Consider the following 23,414-nt stretch of genomic DNA (forward strand, 5'->3'; position numbering starts at 1 on the left):
TGGACTTACAGGCGGCAAAAAAATGGGAGCATAACCGGCAGCTAACCCAGCTATGCTCCATGCATATTAATGATTAAAAATATCAGGCCTTCTTCGCGATTTTCTCGATAGCGCCTACCAACTTATCCAGGTCGCTGGTTTTTGTGTACACGTGCGGCGTCACGCGCACGCAATGGATGTTTTCCCAATTGATCCCGACGGTATGTATTTGATAGTCCTTCATCAACTTGCCATCGAGTTCCTCGGGTTTCATGCCCTCGATGCTGACGCCGGCGATCGCACAGGAAAATTCCGGTTTCAAAGAGGTGTGGATTTTCACTCCAGGGATTTGCGCAGCTTTCTCAGCCCAATATTTTTTGAGATAATGAATGCGATCCTGCTTACGCTTGTTACCAATGCCTTCCTGGAAGTTAATCGCCTCGCCGATCGCCTGTTCGATCGGGAAGCTGCGCGTGCCGAGCGTTTCAAACTTGCGGATATTACCGCTTTTCGGCTCGCTGTTACAAAGCAGCGGCCATATTTTCTCGATTTTATCCTTTTTGATCCACATCATCCCGCTTCCCACCGGTGCACTGAGGAATTTATGCAGACTGGTGCCGAAGTAGTCGCATTCCAGGTCGGGAATTTTATAATCCAGCAATCCGAATGTATGCGCACCATCGCAAACCACTTCGATCCCCTTGGCATGTGCCATTTGGGAAATCTCCCTGACCGGCATAATCTGCCCGACCCAGTTGATGATATGCGTTACGTGGATGATCTTAGTCCTTGGAGTAATAGCGTCGGCGTATGCTTTTACGATTTGCTCCTTGTTTTCAATGGGAAAATCAAAAGAAAGCTGCTTGTACACGATGCCGTCCCGCATCTGGCGCTGTTTCCAGGCTTGTACCATATTCGGATAATCCTGCAAAGTACCGATCACCTCGTCGCCCTTTTCCAGTGGTAGTCCGAAAATAATGGTATTCAATGCCTCCGTGGCATTGCGATTGATCGCGATTTCCTCGGCATCGGTCCCGGCCAGCTTGGCCAGGCGCTGGCGAAGCGGCTCGCGGCCCTTGTCCATAATGCGCCACATGTAATATGACGGCCCCTGCGCAGCGGCTCTGTTGTATTTGTCTAAAGCTTCCTGCACTACAATCGGCGAGGGAGACACTCCGCCGTTGTTGAGGATAATGATTTCGCTTTTGCTGGCGGTGTAAGCGTCCTGGATCACCGACCAGTATTCTTCATTGCTTTCACTGGCGGGGTTCCAGAGTTGTTCTGCTTCGAGGAATTGCTCGGCGTGGAGCTGATTGAAAAGGCTGTTGATCCCGAAAGCGCCCATACCCAAGGCAGCACTCTTCCGGAAAAAGGAACGGCGGTTGTTCATACAATTTTGTTTAAGGAATAGTAATGGAGTGAAGTACAATATATTGAATATCTACTTCAATCCCAATTACTCAGCCCCTAAACCGTCCCTCACAGCCGCTTCTTTCAGCCATTCGTAGGTATTGGCAGGCATGGGCAGCCCGTCGACGTCGAGTTGCAGGAACATCAGATGCAAATGGGTGGGTGAGCGCTTCTGGTAGGCATTATAGCCGGTGCGCCCCATTTCTGAAATCTTGTCACCGGCATTTACCCATTGCCCCGGCTGGACCTCCACGATATTGTTATGGGCATAATAGAAAAGGCCGTCAAGGCAGGGATCGTAAATCCATATCCAGTTGCCGCCACGGTATTCGCTGTCGTATTTCCAGCTGGTTTCAGTGGCCACTACGAGGCCCGAGGTGAATGCGAGCACGTCGATGGGCTGCCAGGTTCGGTCGTCGAGCACGTCCTGGTCCTTGTCGCGCACAAACAAATCGTGGGCAGGATGGCTGCCGGTCACATTCATATCGAAAAGATCAAAGCTGTTGGGCCGGTAACCACGTCCTCTCGAACCCACCGACTCCCTGGCCGTATAGCCTTTGATCGGATAAACGAAATAGGATGAGTCGATCGACCGGCAGGTGTCTCTTCTGAATTCCGCCCGCAGACTGCGCATAACCGCCCCGAATGCTGCGCGTGCCGAATCGGGTGTGATCACATTATCGCGGATATCCATCTGTATCTGATGGAAAGTCCGGCAGTATTCTGCAATTTTATCGGAAGATTCACTCTGGTTCGTCAAACCAGCCACACAAATCACCAACACAATCCCGGCAATTCTTTTAAATGTCATCAACAATGCGTTAATCAACCCCTTTTTTTTCACTTAAACCCTGTTTTTGAGGAACGATAGCGAGAAGGCTCACTAATAAAAAAGCGCTGCAAAGGTATCCGTTCTATGTTAAATAAATGCAGAGAAGTTCTTTATTGGTCAAACACTAAAATCAGATTACAATGCAAAAACGTCGTTTTGGACGAACTGGCTGGGAAATCAGCGAAGTAGGTTATGGAATGTGGGGACTGGCGGGCTGGACAGGCTCCGACCGCAAGGAAACGGACGATTCCCTCGACCTGGCTGTCGAATCGGGTGTCAATTTCTTCGACACTGCCTGGGGCTACGGCGAAGGCCTGAGCGAGCGCATCCTCGGCGAGCTGATCAAACGCAATCCCGACAAAAAGCTTTACGCCGCTACCAAAATACCGCCCAAAAACCGCCAATGGCCCTCACGCCCCGAATTTGCGCTGAAAGACGTATTTCCGGCCGATTACATTGTGGAATACACCGAAAAAAGCCTTCAAAACCTCGGTACCGAGCAGATCGACCTGCTGCAATTCCACGTCTGGGAAGACGCCTGGGCGGAAGAGGACGAATGGAAAGAAGCCATTCAAAAACTAACCAAAGCAGGAAAAGTAGCGGCCTGGGGTATCAGTATCAACCGCTGGGAGCCGGACAATGCTTTGAAAACGCTCGAAACCGGCCTTATAGATGCCGTACAGGTGATTTACAACATTTTTGACCAGGCGCCGGAGGATAACCTCTTCCCGCTTTGCCGCAAGCTCGATATCGGCGTGATCGCCCGTGTGCCTTTCGATGAAGGAACGCTCACTGGCCTGCTGACCAAGGAAACCAAATTCCCGGCCGACGACTGGCGCTCCACCTATTTCGTACCCGAAAACCTGAATGCCAGTGTGGACCACGCCGAAGCATTACGTGCCGATATTCCAGCAGGCATGACGATGCCCGAACTCGCGTTGCGTTTCATCCTCAATAATCCGGATGTGCACACGACGATTCCGGGCATGCGCAAGCTCCCGCACGTACGCTCGAACGTGGCCGTGAGCGACGGCGTACGGCTCGATGCCGCGGTGGCCGAAAAAATGAAAGCTCACCGCTGGGACCGCCGGCCTACCAAATGGTCGCAATAGTTATTTAAGCAAAAATGCCTTCCCCATAGCAGGAAGGCATTTTTGCTTTTTAACACTTTGAAGACCCTTACCGATACAATTTTGCGTCCACCGAGAACCGCCCCGGACCTGTCAGGAACAATGTAGCATAAGGAAAGAGATACAACAATGCGTGTTCTTTCATATCAAACGGGTCTTTGGCATGCACGATTGTAGCCACCACCACCATCGTAATGATCAGCGGAATGAGCGCCGCGCGGGTCCCCAGCCCGAGGATAATGAGGATCGAGCAGCCGAACTCGGCACAGATTGTCAGGACATAAGACAGTTCCTCGCCTATCCCGATCGGGTCGGCAAATGAATGATCGCCTCCAAGGAAGGTAGTGAGCTTGGCGTAACCATGCGTAAGCATGAGGCACGACACCCCCACCCGCAGGATCAGCACCGCCCAATCCACCGAAGCCGGCAGTTTAGTCGGTTTCAGAAATCGTTTGAGCATAGTGAGTCAAATTGGTTTATAAAGGTTTCCGCAAAGGCAACAACCAATGCCGTGCCGAAGATAGTTTCCCGAACGATTCCCTGTAACCGAATTTTTAATTTTTATATATCAAGTTTTATTTTTAGGTTTGTCTAAATTTATATTCAGATACAAGTAAATTAATAATTCGGCCATACTATGAAGCTACGCTTACTCCTGTTGTTCAGCTGTTTGCCATTCGGTGCCTGGGCGCAGTTTTCGCTTTCGGGGACGATTTCACTCGAAGGCCAGGCCGATCCCGCATTCGGAGCGTCGATTTACATTCAGGAATTAAAAACCGGCACCACGGCCGACACCGCCGGGCATTTCCGGCTTACCGGCATTCCCAGGGGTATTTATACCGTTCGTGTCAGCTACGTTTCATTGCCAACGATCACCGAAAAAAACATTCGGATCGACCGGGACGTGAGAAAGGATTTTATCATGAAATCGGGCGCTAATGCGTTGGAAGAGGTGGTTGTTACCGGTACTATGAAAGAGGTTTCAAAGCTCGACAGCCCGGTGCCGGTCGACATCATTACTTCCAAATTCATTTATAAAAACCCGGTCCCGAGCATTTTTGAAGGGCTGAGTTATGTGAATGGCGTACGGCCGCAACTGAACTGTAACGTCTGCAACACGGGCGATATTCACATTAATGGCCTGGAAGGGCCTTACACCATGGTACTCATCGACGGCATGCCGATGGTAAGCGGGCTTTCCACTGTTTACGGGCTTTCGGGGATTCCCAACAGCTTGATTGAGCGCGTGGAGATTGTGAAAGGGCCTGCGTCTACGCTATACGGTTCAGAAGCTGTGGGCGGTTTGATCAATATTATTACAAAAAACCCGTCCAAAGCGCCGGTATTCTCCGCCGACGCTTTCAGTACCACCTGGCGAGACTACAATGTGGACCTTGGCGTAAAGTTCACTCCCGGCGCTAAAAGCAGTTCTTTGCTGGGTGTCAATTATTTCAATTACCAAAATCCGGTCGATAACAACAAGGACGGCTTCACCGATCTCACCCTTCAGAACCGCATTTCGATCTTCAACAAATGGTCGTTCGACCTGAAAAACAACAAGCAAGCCAATGTGGCCGCGCGCTACTATTACGAAGACCGCTGGGGTGGGCAAATGCAATGGAACCGTTCCTACCGCGGCGGCGATGAAGTTTATGGTGAAAGCATTTACACCAAACGCTTCGAGCTTTTGGGGAACTACCAGCTTCCTTTCAGCGAGAAAATCACGCTCCAGTATTCTTTCAGCTCCCATAACCAGAACTCGGCGTATGGCCACGTGCCGTTTAATGCCGACCAGAAGATCGCATTCGCACAGTTTTTGTGGGATAAGGAGATCGGAAAGCACAGTCTGCTGATGGGAACGCCGTTCCGCTACACCTTTTATAATGACAATACCCCCGCGACCCGCTACTCCGATGGCCAGGACCACGCCGATAAAATATACCTACCGGGCATTTTTATTCAGGACGAGTTCAAAAGCGGCCCGCATTCCATTCTTTTGGGTGCGCGGTACGATTACAACAGCCGGCACGGAAGCATTTTCACGCCAAGGGCTGCTTACAAGTACAAATTCAACCAAACGGACGTAATTCGGTTGAATATCGGCCGTGGTTTCCGGATCGTGAACCTGTTTACCGAAGACCACGCCGCATTAACGGGCTCTCGTGAAGTCGTTTTAAAAGAGGCATTGAAACCCGAACAAAGCTGGAATGCGAACATCAACGTGGTCAAGAAGATCGTAACCGGCAATTCGTTCATCGGAATCGACGCTTCGGTATTCTATACCCATTTTACCAACCGCATCCTGCCTGACTACGACACCAATCCGAACGAAATTATTTATGACAACCTCGATGGCTACGCGGTTTCGAAGGGAATCAGTATGAACCTTGATTTCAATTTCCCTTTCCCGCTGAAAATTATCGCCGGCGGTACTTATATGGATAACTTTCAGCAGGAAAACGGCGTGCGTTTCAGACCGGTACTGACCGAGAAGTTCACCGGAACGTGGTCGGTTTCCTACGAAATCCAGAAAGCAGGACTCTCATTCGACTACACCGGGAACATTTACGGCCCTATGCGCCTGCCACTCCTGAGCGAAGACGATCCCCGCGCTGCAAACTCGCCGGTATGGTCTTTGCAGAATATCCAGGTAACCAAAAAGTTTGACAACGGGCTGGAAATTTACGGGGGTGTTAAGAACCTGCTCAACTTCACTCCGCCTGCCAATTCGATCGCACGCGCGAATGATCCGTTTGACAAAAATGTAAAATTTGACGAGCAAGGACAAGTAATTGCAACACCCGACAACCCCTACCGGCTAACGTTCGATCCATCGTACGTATATGCGCCAAATCAGGGCATCAGAGCGTTTTTAGGGCTGAGATATACGCTCAGATAGATTGATAGTATGACATTAAAAAATGTCGCATGAAATGTTATTATATAACTTTTCAAAGATTAAAAACATTTAGAATATTGATATTCATTGATTTGAATAATTTTTGATTGTATCTTTGAGCCATCAACCAATTAACACTACAAGTTATGGCATTAACAAAACAGTTTGTAAAAAGTAAGTCTGTTTACAAAGTGACGTTTACAGTTCCTGCCGAGGCGGCCTCTGACGCAAAGAAAATTGCCCTCGTAGGAGAGTTCAATGGCTGGAACCCCGAAGAAGCGATCGCATTGAAAAAACAAAAAGACGGTTCATTCAAAACCAGCCTCGAACTGGGAGCCGGAGAATATCAGTTCCGCTACATCCTAGACGGCGAGAAGTGGGAAAACGACTGGGCAGCCGACAAATATGTTCCTGCCGGCGTAGATGCTACCGAGAATTCGGTGGTGGTACTTTAAAATTGGCTGTCGGCTGAAAGCAAAAAACGCGACGAGTAGCTTCTACTTGCCGCGTTTTTTATTTTAGTGCTTAACATTAAGTCTGATAGCCGACGGCCGAAAGCCGAAGTCCCTATATCGCAAAACTATCACTCTCCACATAAGCCCTGATCAGCGCTTCCTCGCCTTCTTTTCCTTGCTTGGAGTTTCCGTGTTCCATACCCATGATGAACGACTTGCCTTCTTTCTTGCTGCGGTCGTAGATGTATTTGAACACGTTTTTGTAGTTGATCTCACCGGTTGTCGGCTCTTTACGGCCAGGCTCGTCGCCGATCTGGAAGTAGTCGATTTCACTCCATGTGCGGTCGATGTTGTAAATCAGGCGACCTTCGTTTTTCTGCATGTGGTAAATATCGTACAGGATCTTGCACGACTTGCTGTTCACCCCGCGGCAGATTTCGTAAGTCTGGTCCGAAGTTCTCAGGAAGAGGTTGGGCGAATCGCTCAGCGGTTCGAGCACCATTACCAGCCCGTGTGGTTCCAGGATTTCCGCACCACGGCGCAATGCGTCGATAACGTTGCCTGTCTGCACGCCGATCGGCAGGTTTCTTTCAAAATCACCCGGAACGACCGTCATCCATTTCGCATTCACACGCTTTGCTACCTCTACCGCTTTTTTACAGCCATTGAGAAATATATCGATATATTCCTGCTTGCCTGCGGCCAGAGTATTGGCCCCATTCCCTCCTTTATCTACTACAAACACGCCCATTTCCATTCCCAGACGGCTCATTTCTTTGGCAATGGCTTCCTGCTGCTCCACCGGACGGCCCATCATACCGTTATCTTCCAATGCCATGAAACCCTGGTCTGCCATAAATTTAAGCTGGTCGATCAGGTCCTTTCCGGCGCTGTTCTGAAACATCCCGAAATGGGAAGCATATTTGAGCTTAAACTTGTTTTTGGCCGTAGGAGCGGCGCCCAATGCATCTCCTGCTGCGATTGCGGCACCAGCCAAACCAAGGGTAGATTTTACAAAATTTCTGCGGAGCATAAATGTTTCGATGTTTTTGTTACAGATTGTAAAGATGTACAGTCCGGAAATATACCCCAAAATTGCCTCTCAATCTTCGTTCTACTGGTTTTTTCTGCGTTTCCGTCGCTCCTTTTTACCACTTTTCGGCTCCTCCGCCGGGGCGGCTACCGCTTCTTCCACAGGCGGTTTGGGTAAATAAAGGGCCAACTGCGCCTTGATCTCTTCCCGGAACGCATTCTTCACACCTTCCAATGCTGCTTCTTTCACCTCACCGTCGATCTGTTCGTTCCTCAGCAGCTTTACTACCGCTTCCTCTCCCGGCCAGCTCGCGCCCAGGTAGCGCGCCGCATTCTTCCGCACGCTCATCGGTTCGCCGGCATTCAGCAATGTCGATCGTAACAGGTATACCGACTCCGAGCTACCGACCGTCTGTATCGAAGCCAATAATGCCGACTTCTTTTCGTCATTCATACCGGCCAACTTTTGGGTGACATACGAAATCCCGGCCTGTTCGAGTAACAGCGCGCCCGCATCACGGCCGATCACTTCGTCGGATTTACTCAAAGCCAGTTTCAGCAACCGGTCATTTTCCGACTCCAGCTCGTAGCGGGTCATGAGGTCAATGTAATGCTCGGTTCCGTAAGTTTCGTCGAGAAGCTTGTTCAGCGCGGTCAGTCCCTGTTGCGAGTTGGTTACAAATGATTTATCCAAATGCAGCAACGCCAGCTTACTCACTTCGATCCGATCGGAAGAGGGGACATTCAAAACACTGAGCAGGGCCTGCGTTTTCTCATAACCCGCGTGAAAAAAGTCGAACGAGCGGAAATAGCGCAGCCTGCTTTTGAAACTCACGGATGTATCGGCAGCCAGCTCGCTCAAATACGGAATAGCCTTGCGGGTACGTGCGAGCCAGATAATGTCCTTTCCAGCGTCGCTCAACCAGGGTTTCGCTCCCTGCCTTTCGAGCCAGGCGGGAAATATTCGTTCCCATTGATCGTAAGCACCAATGCTCAGCGCTTCCACGGTCCAGCGGTCGTTACCTTTATATTGCTTGGCCAGTTGAAGCCATACGTCCAATGCTTCGTAGGTGTGGTTATGGTTAATGGCCAATGCGCATTCACGGCGCACCTGCGGATCGCGGTCGGAGGTGAGACGCTTGATATACTCTGTCGGATCGCTGTTGCGCTGGCGTACGGCGCGTAATGCGGTAATGCGCAGGTTCGGGTTCAGCTCACGGAAAGCGATATCAAGGTTACGGTAGTTGAAACCTTCGATGCGGTTCAACACCCATAATGCGCGGGCCCGTAGCTTTGGATTACCATTATATAATCTAAAAAGTTCTTCCAGAAATGGTTCTGCCGCCCAGCCGTGCTTCACACAGGCATTCCAGGCCAGGTAACGCTGCGATAAGTTGGGGCTTTGCAATGCTTTTACCGCCTGCTCGGGGATCGACAAGTCGTATACCGGTATTTTGTAAGGTATGCCCGCCGGCGCCACACGGTAAATGCGCCCCCGGCTACGGTCTTTCATCTTGTTAGAACCCATTACCGGATCGTACCAGTCGGAAATGATCAGGGAGCCATCCGGAGCTACGCAGACGTCCGTAGGCCGGAACCATTTGTCACGCTTGCCTTCCAGCACGGGCAAGATGCCGGTCGATTTATAACCTGCCCCCTCATTCTGCACCGGAAACGCGCTCACGTAACCCTGACCGGCATCGGCAAGTAAAATCTGGTCCCAATAGCGCCGTGGCAGCAAATCGCCTTCATAAATCGTCATGCCCATTGGAAAACCCGAACCGGTTTCCAGCAAATCGGGCACTACGCCGGGATCATTCTGATGCCAGTGGCGGCGCGGGATTTCATCTTCGAGGTTGGTACGGTTAAGGCGCCAGCTTGCACCGGTCATTTCATCGATATACCCGAAATTACCATTCTCCATCACATAGGAGACCCTATCGGCCCCATTACCGGGTTCCTCCTGGTCCGACTGCCACATGGTACCGTAGCTGTCCACCGCCACTTCCCAGCCATTCCGGAAGTTTTCGGCCATGATCTCCACCTTGGTAAAATCCTGTTCGCAGCGGAAAACCACACCTTGTTTATATTGCCTGAAATCAATTGGCCTTTCGTATTTATCGAGCAGCGGGCGATCCTGCCCGTCTACCAGTTGCCGTCCTGCATTACCAAAGTTGAAATAGAACTTACCATCCGGGCCGAACACAAATGCATGCACACCCGCGTCATTTTGCAAGCCGCCAATGCCTTTGAAAAGAATCTCTTTCGTATCGGCCTTATCATCGCCGTTGGTATCCGTGAAAAGCCACACATATGGGCTTTGTGAAACAATCGCCTTATTGCCCATGACCCAAATTCCCAGCGGCGCATTGAGCTCCGGGCCCTGGTAAAAGACCTTGGTAACATCCGCTTTACCGTCGCCATCCTTATCCTCCAAAATCACAATCCGGTCGCCCTGCCCGAGTTCCGATTTGCCGTTTACAGCAGGCCGGTAATTGTACGCCTCGCACGCCCACACACGCCCACGATGGTCGACGTCGATATTGATTGGATTAATCACATTAGGCTCCGAAGCAAAGAGTGTCGCTTCCAGCCCTTCGGCCGCTTGTACACCCGCAACCGCGTTACGCGAGAAGCGCCGCTCCGTCTCTGATAATGCCGCATAGGCACTATCGGGATTAACAACTACTAGTGAATCAGCAACTTGACTAAAACCTTGAAATGAAAGGGAGGTAAAAAGAACCGCAGCACACCACGCAGATCTCACGATAAGAAATTGTTTCAAAACGAATTTTTGATGATGCAGATAATTTCAAAAAACGTTATAAAAATACCTCCTATTTCGGGAAATAAGAAATGCAGTTTCGGAAAAATGTAACCTTTCGGCGATTTGAAGTAGCTTGATTTAAAACTGGAAGGTGAGTAAATTACGTTACGATTTACATGCACTATCAGTATTTATGAAAGAAAAAATCAGGCATTTGATTGCCGAGAAGCTTCTAAAAAAAGGCGAGGCTAAAATGTCACTTCGTCGCCTGATCCAGATCGATGGCGCCACGAACGAGAGAGTCAACCGGCTTCTGGATTATATTAGAAGCCTTGAAGAAGACATTGAAATTCTGGAAAAGATATTAAAGCAATTAAAACAATGACCGAAAAGCGATGAAAAAGGAACAGATTATACAGGCATTGTACGATGCAAACACACTGGACGCAATCGAAAAAGCAGGCGATGATTGGTCAGCTTTCTATCAAAATGCGTCCCCGGAAGACAAGGAGTATCTTGCCAATGGCATGAGGCAATTCGCCGACGATGTAATTGAAAAGTCAAAACAATCAAGCTTCGAGGTGCAAAAGGTCCTCGCCGAATTCGAAGCCATGAAACTGGCAGAATCCCAACACCAATAATCGAAAATAGGAGCCTTCCGGCTCCTATTTTCGATTTATCACTTCTTCTTTAAATTACTCAGATAATCTACCAAACTCACCAACTCTTCCGTACTCATCGCATCCTGCAAGCCGGACGGCATCATCGAATCTTTGAGCTGCTTGATTGACTTCACTTGCGACATTTTGTATTCCTGCGTCGAGCCGCCCGGGAATTTGAGGATCAGGTCGGTTTCGGTTTTACTGGAAATGATACCGGAAACAACGGTACCATCCTTCAAAGTCACTTCAAAGCCTTCGTAGCCAAAACCAATACCCGCACTCGGGTCTAAGATGGCTGCATATTGGGCCTCTTTCGGGAGCTTGCTTCCGATTTCAGAGAGTTTTGGGCCGAAATCCATACCTTCGCCATTCACCTGGTGGCATACCGAGCAATAGGATGTAAATACTTGCCTGCCTTTCGTCAGATCGCCTTTCATTGCTACCAGCTCTTTCACTTCCGGGTGTTTCTTGGCCGCTACGGCCGCGCCGTCCAGATATTTGGCGGCTTCCAGTTTGACGGATTTCCGCCAGGCACCGTTAAGGCCTTGTACGGCAGCAGTTTTTGCTTCGCCGGTCAGTTTTCCTTCTTTGAGCAACACCAGCACCTGGTCTTCACCGCTCATGGTACCGCCTAACGATTTCGCTGCAGTTATCTTTTGGTTTTCCGAAAAGCCGCCTTCGGTAGCTACCTTCCTGAGTATATCAAGCGCGTCTTTACTTCCGACAGATTTCAATGCGGTCAAAACGGCGATACTTTTGGACTCGTCCTGCCCTTTTACCACCTTCCAAAGCATCGGCGTTCCGCCTTGCTTAATCAGCTGCGACGCCGCTGCCGATCCGGCACGGCTATTCGATTGCTCCTCGGTCATCGCCAAAAGCCGCTGATTTTCGGATGAAAGCTCATATTTCGCAACGAGTTCGAGGTAAGCCTGTGTTCCATAAGTAGCATCGAGCATTTTTTTCAATGCGGCCATTGCTTCCGGTGTCTGCTTCACAAAGGCGGGGTCGAGGTGGCGCATCACGAGTTCGTTCACCTTATCCTGCTCTTTGCCGGTTCCATTCGTAAGTTTCAGCAGTGCCATCGACTTTTCGCGACCCGCCGAATTGAAGTCGAACGCACGGAAGTAGCGTAATCTGCTTTTCAAATCGACCGTAGGATCACCCGCCAGCGAAGCCAGCAGCTGCACAGATTCTTTCCCGCGCGAGCGCCATACAATATCCTTGCCCGCCTGCGTGGCGATCGGGTTAGCACCTGCTTTGCCGAGCCATGCCTTGAAAAACGAATCCCATTGCCCGTCGGCACCAATCCCGAGGGCTTCGAGGTACCAGCGGTCCTTTCCGTCATATTGCTGCGCAATGGTAGCCCACAATGCAGGGGCTTCTGGTGATGGGTTATGGTGCAAAAGCAATGCGCATTCGCGGCGAACCTGCGGTTCCGCGTCTTTTACCAATACCTTGATATATGGCAGCAAATCGAGATGCTTCGACTCAGAAGCGGCACGAAGGCCGGCAATACGGATATCGGCATTGGGATCCTTAATGGCCTTGTCGACGGCTTTCTTCGCGGTAAATGGCCATTTACTAAGCAACCACAACGCCCGCGCACGCATGCGGGGCTCCGCATCTTTGTCCGCAAAAAGTTTTTCCAATGTCGGCGCAGCCTTAACACCCATTCCATTCAAAGCTGTCCATGCATGGAAGCGAACGGACAGGTTGGGGCTTTGCAATGCTTCCACGGCGCCTGCTATTGTCGTGAAATCGGATTTCGGGATACGGTAAGGTGTATTCACGGGGGCAATCCGATAAATGCGGCCTTTACCCTGGTCACCCGCCTGGTGACCTCCTACCGCCGGATCGTACCAATCGGCAACGAGTAGGGAGCCGTCCGGCGCTACGCAAACATCCGACGGACGGAACCATTGGTCGCGCTTGCCGTCCACAATGTTCACGATTTTAGCCGAATAACCTGCTCCGGCCTTTTTTACAGGGTACGAACGGACTACATTATGCCCGGGCTCGCAGTGGATCATCTGACCCCAGAATTCCTTGGGAAGTAATTTTCCTTCATAAACGATCATACCCGTCGGCGAACCAGATCCGGTTTGCAGCAGGTTCGGCACCACGCCCGGGTCATTCAAATGCCAGTGACGGTAAGGAATCGAGTCTTCCATATTCGTGCGGTTGGCGCGCCAGCCTGCACCGGTCATTTCATCGGTATAGCCATAATTGCCGTATTGCATTACGTAGTTGATACGGACACCTTTGTTGCCGTCGTCGTCATTGTCCGACTGCCACATGGTACCGTAACTGTCGACCGCCACTTCGAAATTATTACGGAAGTTATTTCCGAGTACTTCAATATTGGTAAAATCAGGATCGCAGCGGAAAACCATTCCTTGTCTCAACTTCGAGAAATCAATCGGCTTGCCATCCTTGCCCACCACGGGATTACCCTTGCCGTCGAGCAAGTGGTCGCCTTCATTTCCAAAATTGAAATACAACTTACCATCCGGCCCGAATACGAATGCGTGCATGCCGTGGTCGTGCTGGTCACCACCAATACCTTCAAAAATGACTTCTTTTTTATCAGCTTTCAAATCGCCGTCCTCGTCCGTGAAAAGCCACACGTATGGGCTTTGCGAAACAATCACCTTGTTACCCATTACCCAAATACCCAGCGGCGCATTGATTTCCGCCCCCTGATAAAAGACCGTGGATTTATCGGACTTGCCATCGCCATTGGTATCTTCCAGCACCATAATGCGGTCGCCCTCATTTTTGGTGGGGTTACCATTGATCGCCGGACGATAGTTATACGCTTCACAAACCCAGACCCTCCCCAAGTGGTCTACATCGATATTCGTCGGATTCGTGATCGTCGGCTCTGATGTAAAAAGCGTTGCTTCCAGGCCATTTGCCGTCGTAAGCCCCGCTACGGCATATTTCGACGAACGCTTTTGGGCATCCGTAAGATCTTTGTAAAGCGTGTCGGCCGAAGCGGCGTCAATCGTACTGGGGTTCGAACGCTGATAAGAGGCGACCATCAGACCGGCCAGCAAGCAACCAGTTGGAAAGAGGATAAGCGATTTTTTGAAGTTCATAGGTAAATCAAGCACTTTTCGGCCTTGAATCAGAAAGCATTAGCCTGATCAAAACCTATACGTGTCATTTTTACAATAATAATTTTAATTACGTCTATAAGGGACCACCTACTTATATTTACTATCATGAAAACGACTTTTTTTTCCTGCCTGGCGCTGTGCGTCGCCGCTGAAATTTCAGCTCAGAATATCCTTCCTGCAGAAGTGCAAATCAAGACGGCCGTCATGGCTGCGCCGTCCGACAAGCAGGCAGGGGCTAAAGTGTACGGCTACGCGGCAGACGGCACATTTAAAATCCTGCGTGAAGGCAGCAACGACTTCGTTTGCCTGGCCGACGATCCCAAAAAAGAGGACATTAGCGTATCGTGCTACCTCGCCGACCTCGATCCTTTCATGGAGCGCGGGCGTGCACTGGCAAAAGAGGGTAAAAATCAGAAGGAAATTTTCGACATCCGCGAGAAGGAGGTGAAGGAAGGAAAACTGAAAATGCCGAAGCAATCGTCTACATTATACGTCTTATCCGGCTCAAAGGATAATTACGACGCAGCCGCCGGCACCCTCAAAAATGGTTACCTGCGATACGTGGTCTACATCCCGTTTGCGACCGCCGAAAGTACCGGCCTGCCACTGAAACCGGATGTTCCGGGTATGCCCTGGATTATGGACCCGGGCACACACAGGGCACACATTATGATCAATCCGCCAAAACCCTGAAACAGGGCTCGTGAGCACCGTTAAATAACCAGTTTCAAGAGATTGTTAATTAGCGGCACTGTAAGTGTTGTTTATATCGATTTTCTAAATTTACTTTGAAACACAAAGTACTTTTAAATATCGAAATAATGGAACCGTTTACAGTACATGACTCGCAGGGACCGAACCTGCCCGAAACGGCCAGCAATACCGGAACGCAAGGTATCCGCCGCTATGATCCTGACTACGGAATAGGGCTGGGCTGCCTGGTGCTGGACTTCCTGGTATTCTATTATACGGTCGTAGATTCCTTGCTGGATGGGGCCTTTATCATTCCATGGAGTGTGGCTGTGCTTTATTCAATTTGGCTCATGAATGCCGGAAAACTGCGTTGGTTCTGGAAAAAACAACGCATCGAATACCTGCATCACCGCCTGCTGCTGGGATATGTGTGGCTCGTTAGCTGTTTTGCCTTAAACCGGGTTATGCCCATTTTCAGCCCCTCGGCCACCTGGTTGATGTTCGCCATCGTCATTGCAGCGGCATCGGCTATCCTGCTTACCTGGGAAGAGTACCTGCCTCTCCGGCTCAAATTCGTGCTTTTCGCATTAGTGGGCTGTTCCACGGTAATTTGGGGGTATTATGCCTTCATCCTCACCCCCTACAATGTGCTGGGTGTACCCGGTTTGCTCCTGCTGGGAATATCCATACACTGCTTTGTACCGCTGCTGCTTGCAATCAGCTATCTCCGTCTAATTCGCCACCGATGGCAAACATTCAAGCCGGCAATATTAACCGGCATCATGATACCCATAGCTATTACCGTTTATTTCTCAATGCGCTGGCATCGGATCAGCATCTCACTTCAACACCAAGCTAATGTTGTAACCACACGACCAACGGGCGATCTGCCCGACTGGATAATACTTGCCCGGCACATACAGGATGACTGGATAACACGTCGGGTGGTCATGGGCAAAATGGTTTACCAAACCGCTCCGACCACCCTGTTCTCAGTGCGCCCTGCTACCGATATTCTGGTGAGACATGATCCGCTCGTCCTGATAGCCTCTTTGTTTACCCCGAATCTCGATTTAGGAAACGCCGAACGAGTAAACATCCTGAATGTGCTCTACGATACCCGCCACGAAACCCAGGAAAGATTATGGTCTGGTAGCGAACTCCGCACGGCCAATGTGCTCACGCAGGTACGCATTTACCCGCGCACGCGGGTCGCTTATACCGAAAAGACGATCAGCATAGTCAATCATTCCAGCTCATCGTTCCAACAGGAGGAAGCTTTGTATACATTTTATCTGCCGGAGGGGTCGGTGATCAGCTCTCTTTCATTGTGGATCAATGGTGTGGAGGAAAAAGGTTTGCTGGCCTCGCAAAGCAAAGCAGATTCCGCCTACAAAACGGTCGTTGGGGTGGAATCACGCGACCCATCGGTAGTACACTGGCAGGAAGGCAATATCGTGAAAGTGAAGGTTTTCCCTTGCACGGCCAAAGAGCACCGTAAATTTAAAATTGGTATAACGACTCCCCTGAAATTGGATGGATCACAGCTGGTTTATGAGAATATCTGGTTCAAAGGTCCGGGGGCGGAAAATGCTGCTGAAACCGTTCGGTTTGACTATCCAAAGGAAACACGTGCTCTTCGCCTTCCATTCGAGCCAAGCAGCGCCTTTCCGGGCGTTGTCATTCATCAGGGGAAATACCAGCCGTCGTGGCGGGCCGGTTTCGAAATAACACCGGTTGCGAGGGAGAGTTTCGCATTCGGCGGGAAGACCTACACGGTGGAGCCACTTCATAAAACAATGGAAAAATTCAATGCAAAAGCTTACTATCTCGATATTAACCAGGCGTGGAGCAAGGAAGAACTGGACATGCTATGGGCGTTACTAAAAAAACGTCCTGTTTTTGTAGCCAATGAAAGTCTTATCAGGCTCTCCGAAGCGAATAAAGACGAGCAGTTTAAGGTATTATCCCAATTCAATTTTTCCTTATTCCCGGTGCAGGACATTCCCGATCCGGAAAATGCATTGCTGATCACCAAATCATCGGTGGTGTCGCCTAGGCTGCGCGACCTCGCAAATACGCCATTTTCAAAAAAACTGAGCGAGTATGGCCCACGCGGCCTGCGCACTTTTGTTATCGGCGGCGATGCTTCTCTTTACATGAAATCGCTGAATGAACTGGGCATAATCCGTGCCGAACAAACCGATTGGAAAGCAGTGCAGCGGATGATTTCGCAAAACCAGTTCCCTTCCGATCCCGAATCAGATTCTTCGGTTGTTGCTATCGAACGATCCGGCATCCTGATCCGCGAAACTGATGGCCGGGCATTAGGCCAGGCTCCTGATCATTTACTCAGGCTCTTTGCCTATAACCACATCATGAAACAATTAGGCGGCCGATACCTCGACCATTCTTTTCAAACCGACTCTGTTTTCAATGCAAAACTGATCCGAGAGGCCGAAACTGCGCATATTGTAACCCCGGTTTCCAGTATGATTGTGCTTGAAACCCAACAGGATTACGACCGATTCGACATCCGGAAGAGCAAGAACAGTCTTGACAACGCTACCTTGAAAATGGCAGGAGCGGTGCCTGAGCCGCACGAATGGCTGCTCATCATTCTGTTCTGCACGATTGTCGGCTATTTTACATTCCGCCATTATGTTCACTAATCAATATACCAGGGCCGCTTTTCCAATGGCCTACCTGTGCATTTTCAGCACCTTCTTTATGCATGGCTATCTCAACGGGGATGCCACATTCTGGATGGGCTTTCTGCTTATTCTGCTGCTGTTGCGTAGCACTCCACCCGGCGAAAAGAGCTGGCGGCTTGCACCCCTGGTTGCCGTAATGGTTTTGATTTGCTGCATTCGACAGGAACTTTCATGGCGCTTTCTATTATTGGTTCTGGCATCGCTTTTTGCCATCGAAAGCCTCTTCGGAAAACTGAATGGGCAGTTCTTCATGGTCTTGCTCATTATCTCCCCGATTTTCAAATATGTGTCGGAGATTTTCACTTTTCCGATTCGTTTACAAATTTCCGCCCTGGCCGGCCGGATATTGAGGGCGGCACACTTCCCGGTCACGGTGGACGGGAACAGCATTCAGCTTAACGGCTCCGAGTTCACAGTCGATCCTGCCTGCATGGGCCTTCAAATGACGGGTTTCGCCTTGCTGGTGGTCATTTTCCTCACGGTTCATTATCAGACGCAGGTCCGCCGGTCCCTGCCTCCTCTATATCAGGTACTGCTAGTGCTCCTCGCATTTGTGTTGAACACCGCAGGTAACTTTATGCGCATCATCCTGCTTGTAGCATTGCACATTGCCCCAGCCAAAGCTCTTCATGACGTTACCGGTGTCGTTTGCCTGGCAGTTTATGTAGTAGTTCCGTTGGTCTTAATTGTCCGGCACACACACAGGCGCTGGGGTAAACCGGTTTTTGCAGAGCATACAACCAAGGAAAATCATTCGCGATTGCTGATACCAGGCCATTGGGCACTGCTGGTTATCTGTGCATTCTTTTGTTTTCAGAAACCAGTCGTGAATATCAGATCATCCAAAGCCTCCCAAGCAGTTGCCCGCGAGGGTTACGCGATGCAGCAACTCCAAACGGGCGTCACGCAGTTCAGAAACGAACACGCACTTGTTTACATTAAACCAATTCCTGCATTCTACTCCACAGAACACAGCCCTGTAACGTGTTGGACGGGCTCCGGCTACCATCTGAGCCGCATCTCCAAGAAACAGATCGCGGGCACGGTAGTGTATGTAGGTAGGTTGAAAAAAGGTAATGACGAGCTGCTTACCGCCTGGTGGCTATCCGACGGGCAATATGCAACAATCAGCCAGGTGGATTGGCGCTGGAAAAGCCTGACCGAAAACAGCCATTTTCAACTGGTCAATGTAACGGCTGACGATCCGACCCAACTCGATACGGAACTAAAACGATGGTTACCGGCGATTTGAGGGTATATTGACCCGAAAAACGTCTTTTCGAGAAAAAAAGTCAGGACAATCAATGAAAAAAACAGCACGTATCCTTACCGTTTTCAGCCTGCTCGCATTATCAGTTCCATCTATGGCGCAAACAGAAACCATGAATCTTTGGCCGGAAGGCAAAGTCCCCAATTTTAAAAAGAGTGATATAGAAGAGAAATCAGTTACCGACGCACAAGGTATCCTGCGCATCAGCGGCGTAACGGTCCCTACGATTGCAGCATACATTGCCCCCAAAGAGAAAGCGACGGGAGCAGCAGTGATGATCTGTCCCGGCGGCGGTTACGGCATACTGGCCGCTTCGCACGAAGGCAGTGATTTTGCCAAATGGTTCAATGAGCGCGGCATTTCAGCATTTGTGCTGAAATATCGTCTGCCCAATGAAAAAGCAATGGCCCACCAACACGAAGTCCCGTTGATGGACGCTATGCAGGCTATGAAACTAATCCGCCAAAATGCAGCCAAATGGGGCATCGACGTAAACAAGATCGGTGTAATGGGTTTCTCTGCGGGCGGTCACCTGGCAGCTACGCTTTCGACGCATCACAATATGGGCGAAAAAGCATCTGCGGATGGCAAGCCAAACTTTTCGATATTGATTTACCCCGTGATCTCGCTCACACCCGCCCTCGCGCACGGAGGTTCGCGCGATAACCTGCTCGGACCTGAAAAATCGGACGAGCTAATCAAATATTACTCAAACGAATTGCAGGTTTCGGATCAGACACCGCCCGCGTTCCTCGTTCACGCCATGGACGATACGGGCGTACCGGTCGAAAACAGCATCGAATATTACCTGGCGCTGAAAAAGAAGAAGATTCCTGCCGAAATACATTTGTACCCGAAAGGCGGCCACGGCTACGGCATGCGTACCGAAGGTAAAGGCTCTCTTGCCAACTGGCCTGCTGCCATGGAAGGCTGGCTGAAAGCGATGGGATACCAGAAAAATTGACCTCGGCGACGAATTAATCCCTAGTTTTGAAGAAAAATCAACGCTAGGGATTATTCAGTTTATGAATGCTTTCAACCGCCTGGTGATCAGCAAGCGATCACTCCTCTTTATTGTACTGGCCATTGCCGTCTTTGCTACGCTTCAATCGGTATTCTCCCATCCCAAAACCTTTGCGAACCAACCGCAACTTTACACTACCTACAACAACTACGTCATTTTCAAGCAGTCCTTCTTTCACTTGATCGAGGGAAAAAACCTGTACAGATGGCATGTCGACGAGCACTGGGACCTGTTCAAATACAGCCCGGCATTCGCACTCGTTTTTGGCATACTTTCTATTATGCCCACATTTGTCGGCCTGTTTTTCTGGAACCTGATCAATGTATCGGTGCTTTTCTTTTCGGTTTATTTTCTTCCCAAAATCGATTTACGGACAAAGGGACTGATGGTTTCTTTTATGCTCGTAGAACTCCTTACCGCCACGCAAAACGAACAAAGTAACGCCCTGATCGCCGGCTTGCTGCTTTTTGCATTCGGTTTTCTGGAAAGGGATAAATACTGGATGGCCTCGCTGTGCATCGTGTCGACGATCTTTATCAAACTATTCGGCATTGTTGCCCTGGCATTGTACCTGCTCTATCCGAACAAACTCAAACTGGCCTACACGACCGCCGCATGGGTTATTTTGCTTACCATATTACCGATCGTCGCTGTAACGCCCGAGCAATTTGTGGTGCTGTATAAAACCTGGTGGAAGCTCCTCGCCGCCGACCGCGACTTTTCCGACGGCCTCTCCGTAATAGGCTGGTTAAAAATCTGGTTCTCGCTGAATGTGAATAAAACTTACGTCAATCTCGCCGGAATGGTTCTGTTCTGCCTGCCGCTACTCAAAATCAAATCATACGGCAACTTTGTTTTCCGCGCATTAATGTTGGCTTCGGTACTGGTGTGGGTAGTGATTTTCAACCACCGCGCCGAATCGCCGACATTTATCATTGCCATTGCGGGCGTGGCGGTATGGTACTACATGCAGGCGCCAACGAGACTAAACTATGCGCTGCTCGTGCTGGCATTTGTATTCACCACTTTATCGCCTACCGATCTGTTTCCACCATTTATCCGAAACACGTACTTCTGGCCGTATGTCGTGAAGGCCGTGCCCTGCATTCTTATCTGGGGAAAGATTATCTATGATCTGCTCTTTACCGAACTGCTTCCCCGGCCAATAGAAGCGGAGTTGACATCATGAGGTAATTACAAAAAAGCGTTACAGGAACGCTGCGGCGACATCCTGTAACGCTAAACTAGGGTGACTTGAATTAATTCACACCTAAAAGCGTGCGGTTTACTTCACGCACTTCTTTCGTAGACAGATAAATGCTCTTAACGATTTTCTCGTAGTCGTTGGAAATTTCGAGCGTATAAACGCCATCACTCATTTCATCAAACTTTATTTTCCGGCCGGTTTTCGTAATATACTTCGGCACGAATTCCTCGTGAAGCAGATTTCCCTTGCTGTCCATCAGGCGAATCGCCACTTTTTCACCTTTCTCTTTTTCCATCATCACATTCATCGACATCGTGTCGCGCACGCGGTACATCCCTACGCGAAACTTTTCACAAGTGTTGTTTTTACATTCCGCTTTCGGCGAAACAATCGGATCGGCCTGCACCTGGGCAGCGACGGTAAATAATGCGAACGTAGCAGCAACGGCGGTTTTTAAGATGTTTGGCATGGCTCTTGAAGGTTAACAGATTGGTAAGTTGATTTCGAACCAATGAGGTAACCGATCAGGCCATTGTTGCATACAAAGTTTAGACGGTAAAATAGGAGGTTAAGCGGTACTATCCTCCAATTGCAGCGTCCCGGAGAATCATTGAGGAGTTCTTTGTGAAAATATCCGTTCCTATGGGTATTGGTTTTTAGTATATTTGGAAAAGCCAAACATTCCAGACCATGTCGATAACCTATCATATCAGGATCAAAAAGGAATATGCTGCTTCGGTCATCGAGGACTTGCAGAAGATGGACGCGGTTGAGATTATAAAAGAGACCAACAAAGAAATTGTCCAGGATTGGCAAAAGACCGAAGTAGAGCAACGCATTGAAAAGTATCGCAACAATCCCGAACTTCTGATTGATGAACAAGAAGTCTTTAAAATGTTGGACGCCGACTAAATGGCTTTTTACAGACTGAAATTTACCCCGGAAGCATTGCAAGACATTACCAACGCCTCGGAATATTACGAGAAACAAAAGATAGGCCTTGGAAAACGGTTCCGCATGCTCTTAAAAGACAAATTGATGATGATTAGAGAGTCGCCATTAATTTATGCATTGAGATATGCAGACGTGAGATTTGCCTTGGTTGACTTCTTCCCTTACAGCATTCATTTTAGCGTTAATCAGCGAAATAATATTGTCCAAGTTCACGCGGTATTGTGCCAGTATCGCGATCCTATGAAATTTTGGAAAGGATTTGGGGATTAGCCCCCAATCGCAATCATCTCCCTATTCTGCTCATATTCCGTCTTGGCTTGCTGTTCGGAAAAGCTGGCGTGGCCGCCGTGGGCGAAGTGCTTTTTTTGGAAATGTGTGTAAATGAGCTGGCGAACATCTTCGCCCTTGCGTAATGGTGTCAGGAGATCCACCTCGGATGTGTCGAAAAGGCAGTTTTTGAGCTTTCCGTCGGCGGTGAGACGGATGCGGTTGCAACCTTCGCAGAACGGGTGGGTTACAGTGCCAATAATGCCGAAAGTACCGGCGCCGCCATTTGCCTGAAATCGACGGGCAGTATCGTGCAACTCACCAGCGACTGGCTGGAATTCAAACTCCTGACCAATACTGGCGAGCAGATCCGCATAAGAAACGATTTTGGACAAATCCCATTGATTACCCTTGAAAGGCATGAATTCGATAAAACGGACGTGCAGGTTAGGTTCCGTGAGCGTCATCCGCACAAAATCATTGACCTCATCATCATTCGTTCCCCGCATAACCACCATATTCAATTTCACCACAAAGCCTTCATCGAGGAGCAAGCGGATGTGGTCCAATGTTTTGCCAAAATGATCACGCTTGGTAATGGACCGAAATCGCTCTTCTTGCAGCGTATCCAGGCTCACGTTCAACGAAGTAGCCCCGGCTGCTTTCAATTCCGGTATGTACTGATCTATATAAACGGCGTTGGTAGTCAGCGTGAGTGAAGCAGGAAGCTTGCCGAGATCAGAAATGATTTCACCGGCATCCTTGCGGACCAGCGGCTCCCCCCCGGTAAGCCGGATTTTCTCTACGCCCATTTCCACAAACAGGCCTGCCAGATAAGCGATTTCATCAGCCTGCATGAGCCATTTGGAAGGCATGAATTGCATATCCTCCTGTGGCATACAATAGGTACAACGAAGATTGCACTTATCCGTCAGTGAAATGCGCAGATAAGTATGCTTGCGACCAAATGTATCTACAATAGGCAATGCCATCGGTT

General features: G+C 49.6%; 20 protein-coding genes. 12 read left to right on the top strand and 8 right to left on the bottom strand.

The annotated features are described in order from the left end of the window. Window positions 1–82: 82 nt before the first annotated feature. Together AC2YIT_RS04175 and AC2YIT_RS04180 are read right to left on the bottom strand one after the other, a co-directional pair. The gene (locus AC2YIT_RS04175) at window positions 83–1,369 is read right to left on the bottom strand and encodes an aminotransferase class V-fold PLP-dependent enzyme (protein WP_487278320.1); all 1,287 of its coding nucleotides are present in this window, start codon (window positions 1,367–1,369) and stop codon (window positions 83–85) included. A 66-nt stretch (window positions 1,370–1,435) separates the two neighbouring features. After that, a complete protein-coding gene (locus tag AC2YIT_RS04180) occupies window positions 1,436–2,200 on the bottom strand; it encodes a M23 family metallopeptidase (protein WP_487278321.1) in 765 nt (254 codons plus the stop codon). 161 nt (window positions 2,201–2,361) lie between these two features. On the opposite strand from AC2YIT_RS04180, the gene AC2YIT_RS04185 reads away from it, so the two are divergent. Next, window positions 2,362–3,333, top strand: a complete 972-nt coding sequence (locus AC2YIT_RS04185) for an aldo/keto reductase (protein ID WP_487278322.1) — start codon at window positions 2,362–2,364, stop codon at window positions 3,331–3,333. 67 nt (window positions 3,334–3,400) lie between these two features. Here the strand turns inward: AC2YIT_RS04185 and AC2YIT_RS04190 are convergent, their stop codons facing one another. Further along, window positions 3,401–3,811, bottom strand: coding sequence for a DoxX family protein (locus AC2YIT_RS04190; RefSeq protein WP_487278323.1), 411 nt, complete (start codon window positions 3,809–3,811; stop codon window positions 3,401–3,403). Window positions 3,812–3,988: 177 nt separating this feature from the next. Here AC2YIT_RS04190 and AC2YIT_RS04195 point away from each other — a divergent pair, with 177 nt between their 5' ends. Further along, window positions 3,989–6,250, top strand: a complete 2,262-nt coding sequence (locus tag AC2YIT_RS04195; RefSeq protein WP_487278324.1) for a TonB-dependent receptor — start codon at window positions 3,989–3,991, stop codon at window positions 6,248–6,250. A 146-nt stretch (window positions 6,251–6,396) separates the two neighbouring features. After that, a complete protein-coding gene (locus AC2YIT_RS04200; protein ID WP_487278325.1) occupies window positions 6,397–6,705 on the top strand; it encodes an isoamylase early set domain-containing protein in 309 nt (102 codons plus the stop codon). A 112-nt stretch (window positions 6,706–6,817) separates the two neighbouring features. On the opposite strand, the gene AC2YIT_RS04205 is transcribed toward AC2YIT_RS04200, so the two are convergent. Beyond that, window positions 6,818–7,738 (bottom strand): hydroxypyruvate isomerase family protein, encoded by a 921-nt coding sequence (locus AC2YIT_RS04205; protein WP_430842126.1) that lies wholly within the window; start codon window positions 7,736–7,738, stop codon window positions 6,818–6,820. 81 nt (window positions 7,739–7,819) lie between these two features. Then, the gene (locus AC2YIT_RS04210) at window positions 7,820–10,522 is read right to left on the bottom strand and encodes a PVC-type heme-binding CxxCH protein (protein ID WP_487278326.1); all 2,703 of its coding nucleotides are present in this window, start codon (window positions 10,520–10,522) and stop codon (window positions 7,820–7,822) included. Window positions 10,523–10,697: 175 nt separating this feature from the next. On the opposite strand from AC2YIT_RS04210, the gene AC2YIT_RS04215 reads away from it, so the two are divergent. Together AC2YIT_RS04215 and AC2YIT_RS04220 are read left to right on the top strand one after the other, a co-directional pair. Next, complete coding sequence (locus AC2YIT_RS04215) at window positions 10,698–10,889, top strand: hypothetical protein (RefSeq protein WP_430842122.1); 192 nt, start codon at window positions 10,698–10,700, stop codon at window positions 10,887–10,889. 10 nt (window positions 10,890–10,899) lie between these two features. Then, a complete protein-coding gene (locus AC2YIT_RS04220; protein ID WP_430842120.1) occupies window positions 10,900–11,145 on the top strand; it encodes a hypothetical protein in 246 nt (81 codons plus the stop codon). Between the two features lie 38 nt (window positions 11,146–11,183). Here the strand turns inward: AC2YIT_RS04220 and AC2YIT_RS04225 are convergent, their stop codons facing one another. Continuing rightward, entirely contained in the window at window positions 11,184–14,267 is a 3,084-nt protein-coding gene (locus tag AC2YIT_RS04225; RefSeq protein ID WP_487278327.1) for a PVC-type heme-binding CxxCH protein, read from the bottom strand. A gap of 126 nt (window positions 14,268–14,393) precedes the next feature. Here AC2YIT_RS04225 and AC2YIT_RS04230 point away from each other — a divergent pair, with 126 nt between their 5' ends. The 5 genes from AC2YIT_RS04230 (at window position 14,394) to AC2YIT_RS04250 (ending at window position 21,178) form a co-directional block, all read left to right on the top strand. Further along, window positions 14,394–14,981, top strand: a complete 588-nt coding sequence (locus tag AC2YIT_RS04230; protein ID WP_430842116.1) for a hypothetical protein — start codon at window positions 14,394–14,396, stop codon at window positions 14,979–14,981. Between the two features lie 128 nt (window positions 14,982–15,109). Continuing rightward, entirely contained in the window at window positions 15,110–17,653 is a 2,544-nt protein-coding gene (locus tag AC2YIT_RS04235; RefSeq protein WP_487278328.1) for an XrtN system VIT domain-containing protein, read from the top strand. Continuing rightward, entirely contained in the window at window positions 17,643–18,947 is a 1,305-nt protein-coding gene (gene xrtN, locus AC2YIT_RS04240) for an exosortase N (RefSeq protein ID WP_487278329.1), read from the top strand. Before AC2YIT_RS04235 ends, xrtN begins: the two co-directional genes overlap by 11 nt. A gap of 52 nt (window positions 18,948–18,999) precedes the next feature. Further along, the gene (locus AC2YIT_RS04245; protein WP_487278330.1) at window positions 19,000–19,929 is read left to right on the top strand and encodes an alpha/beta hydrolase; all 930 of its coding nucleotides are present in this window, start codon (window positions 19,000–19,002) and stop codon (window positions 19,927–19,929) included. A gap of 61 nt (window positions 19,930–19,990) precedes the next feature. After that, window positions 19,991–21,178 carry a glycosyltransferase family 87 protein gene (locus AC2YIT_RS04250; RefSeq protein WP_430842108.1) on the top strand — a complete coding sequence of 396 codons (1,188 nt, stop codon included), beginning with the start codon at window positions 19,991–19,993 and terminating at the stop codon, window positions 21,176–21,178. Window positions 21,179–21,248: 70 nt separating this feature from the next. Here the strand turns inward: AC2YIT_RS04250 and AC2YIT_RS04255 are convergent, their stop codons facing one another. After that, window positions 21,249–21,665, bottom strand: coding sequence for a T9SS type A sorting domain-containing protein (locus AC2YIT_RS04255; RefSeq protein ID WP_487278331.1), 417 nt, complete (start codon window positions 21,663–21,665; stop codon window positions 21,249–21,251). Window positions 21,666–21,886: 221 nt separating this feature from the next. Here AC2YIT_RS04255 and AC2YIT_RS04260 point away from each other — a divergent pair, with 221 nt between their 5' ends. Both AC2YIT_RS04260 and AC2YIT_RS04265 read left to right on the top strand, forming a co-directional pair. Next, window positions 21,887–22,108: an addiction module protein gene (locus AC2YIT_RS04260; RefSeq protein WP_487278332.1), complete on the top strand. Its 222-nt coding sequence runs from the start codon at window positions 21,887–21,889 to the stop codon at window positions 22,106–22,108. After that, complete coding sequence (locus AC2YIT_RS04265) at window positions 22,109–22,420, top strand: type II toxin-antitoxin system RelE/ParE family toxin (protein WP_487278333.1); 312 nt, start codon at window positions 22,109–22,111, stop codon at window positions 22,418–22,420. It abuts the gene before it with no gap. On the opposite strand, the gene moaA is transcribed toward AC2YIT_RS04265, so the two are convergent. After that, complete coding sequence (gene moaA / locus AC2YIT_RS04270) at window positions 22,417–23,409, bottom strand: GTP 3',8-cyclase MoaA (protein WP_487278334.1); 993 nt, start codon at window positions 23,407–23,409, stop codon at window positions 22,417–22,419. The genes AC2YIT_RS04265 and moaA overlap by 4 nt on opposite strands. Between the last annotated feature and the right edge of the window lie 5 nt (window positions 23,410–23,414).

Source organism: Dyadobacter sp. SRI_021 (assembly GCF_057586235.1).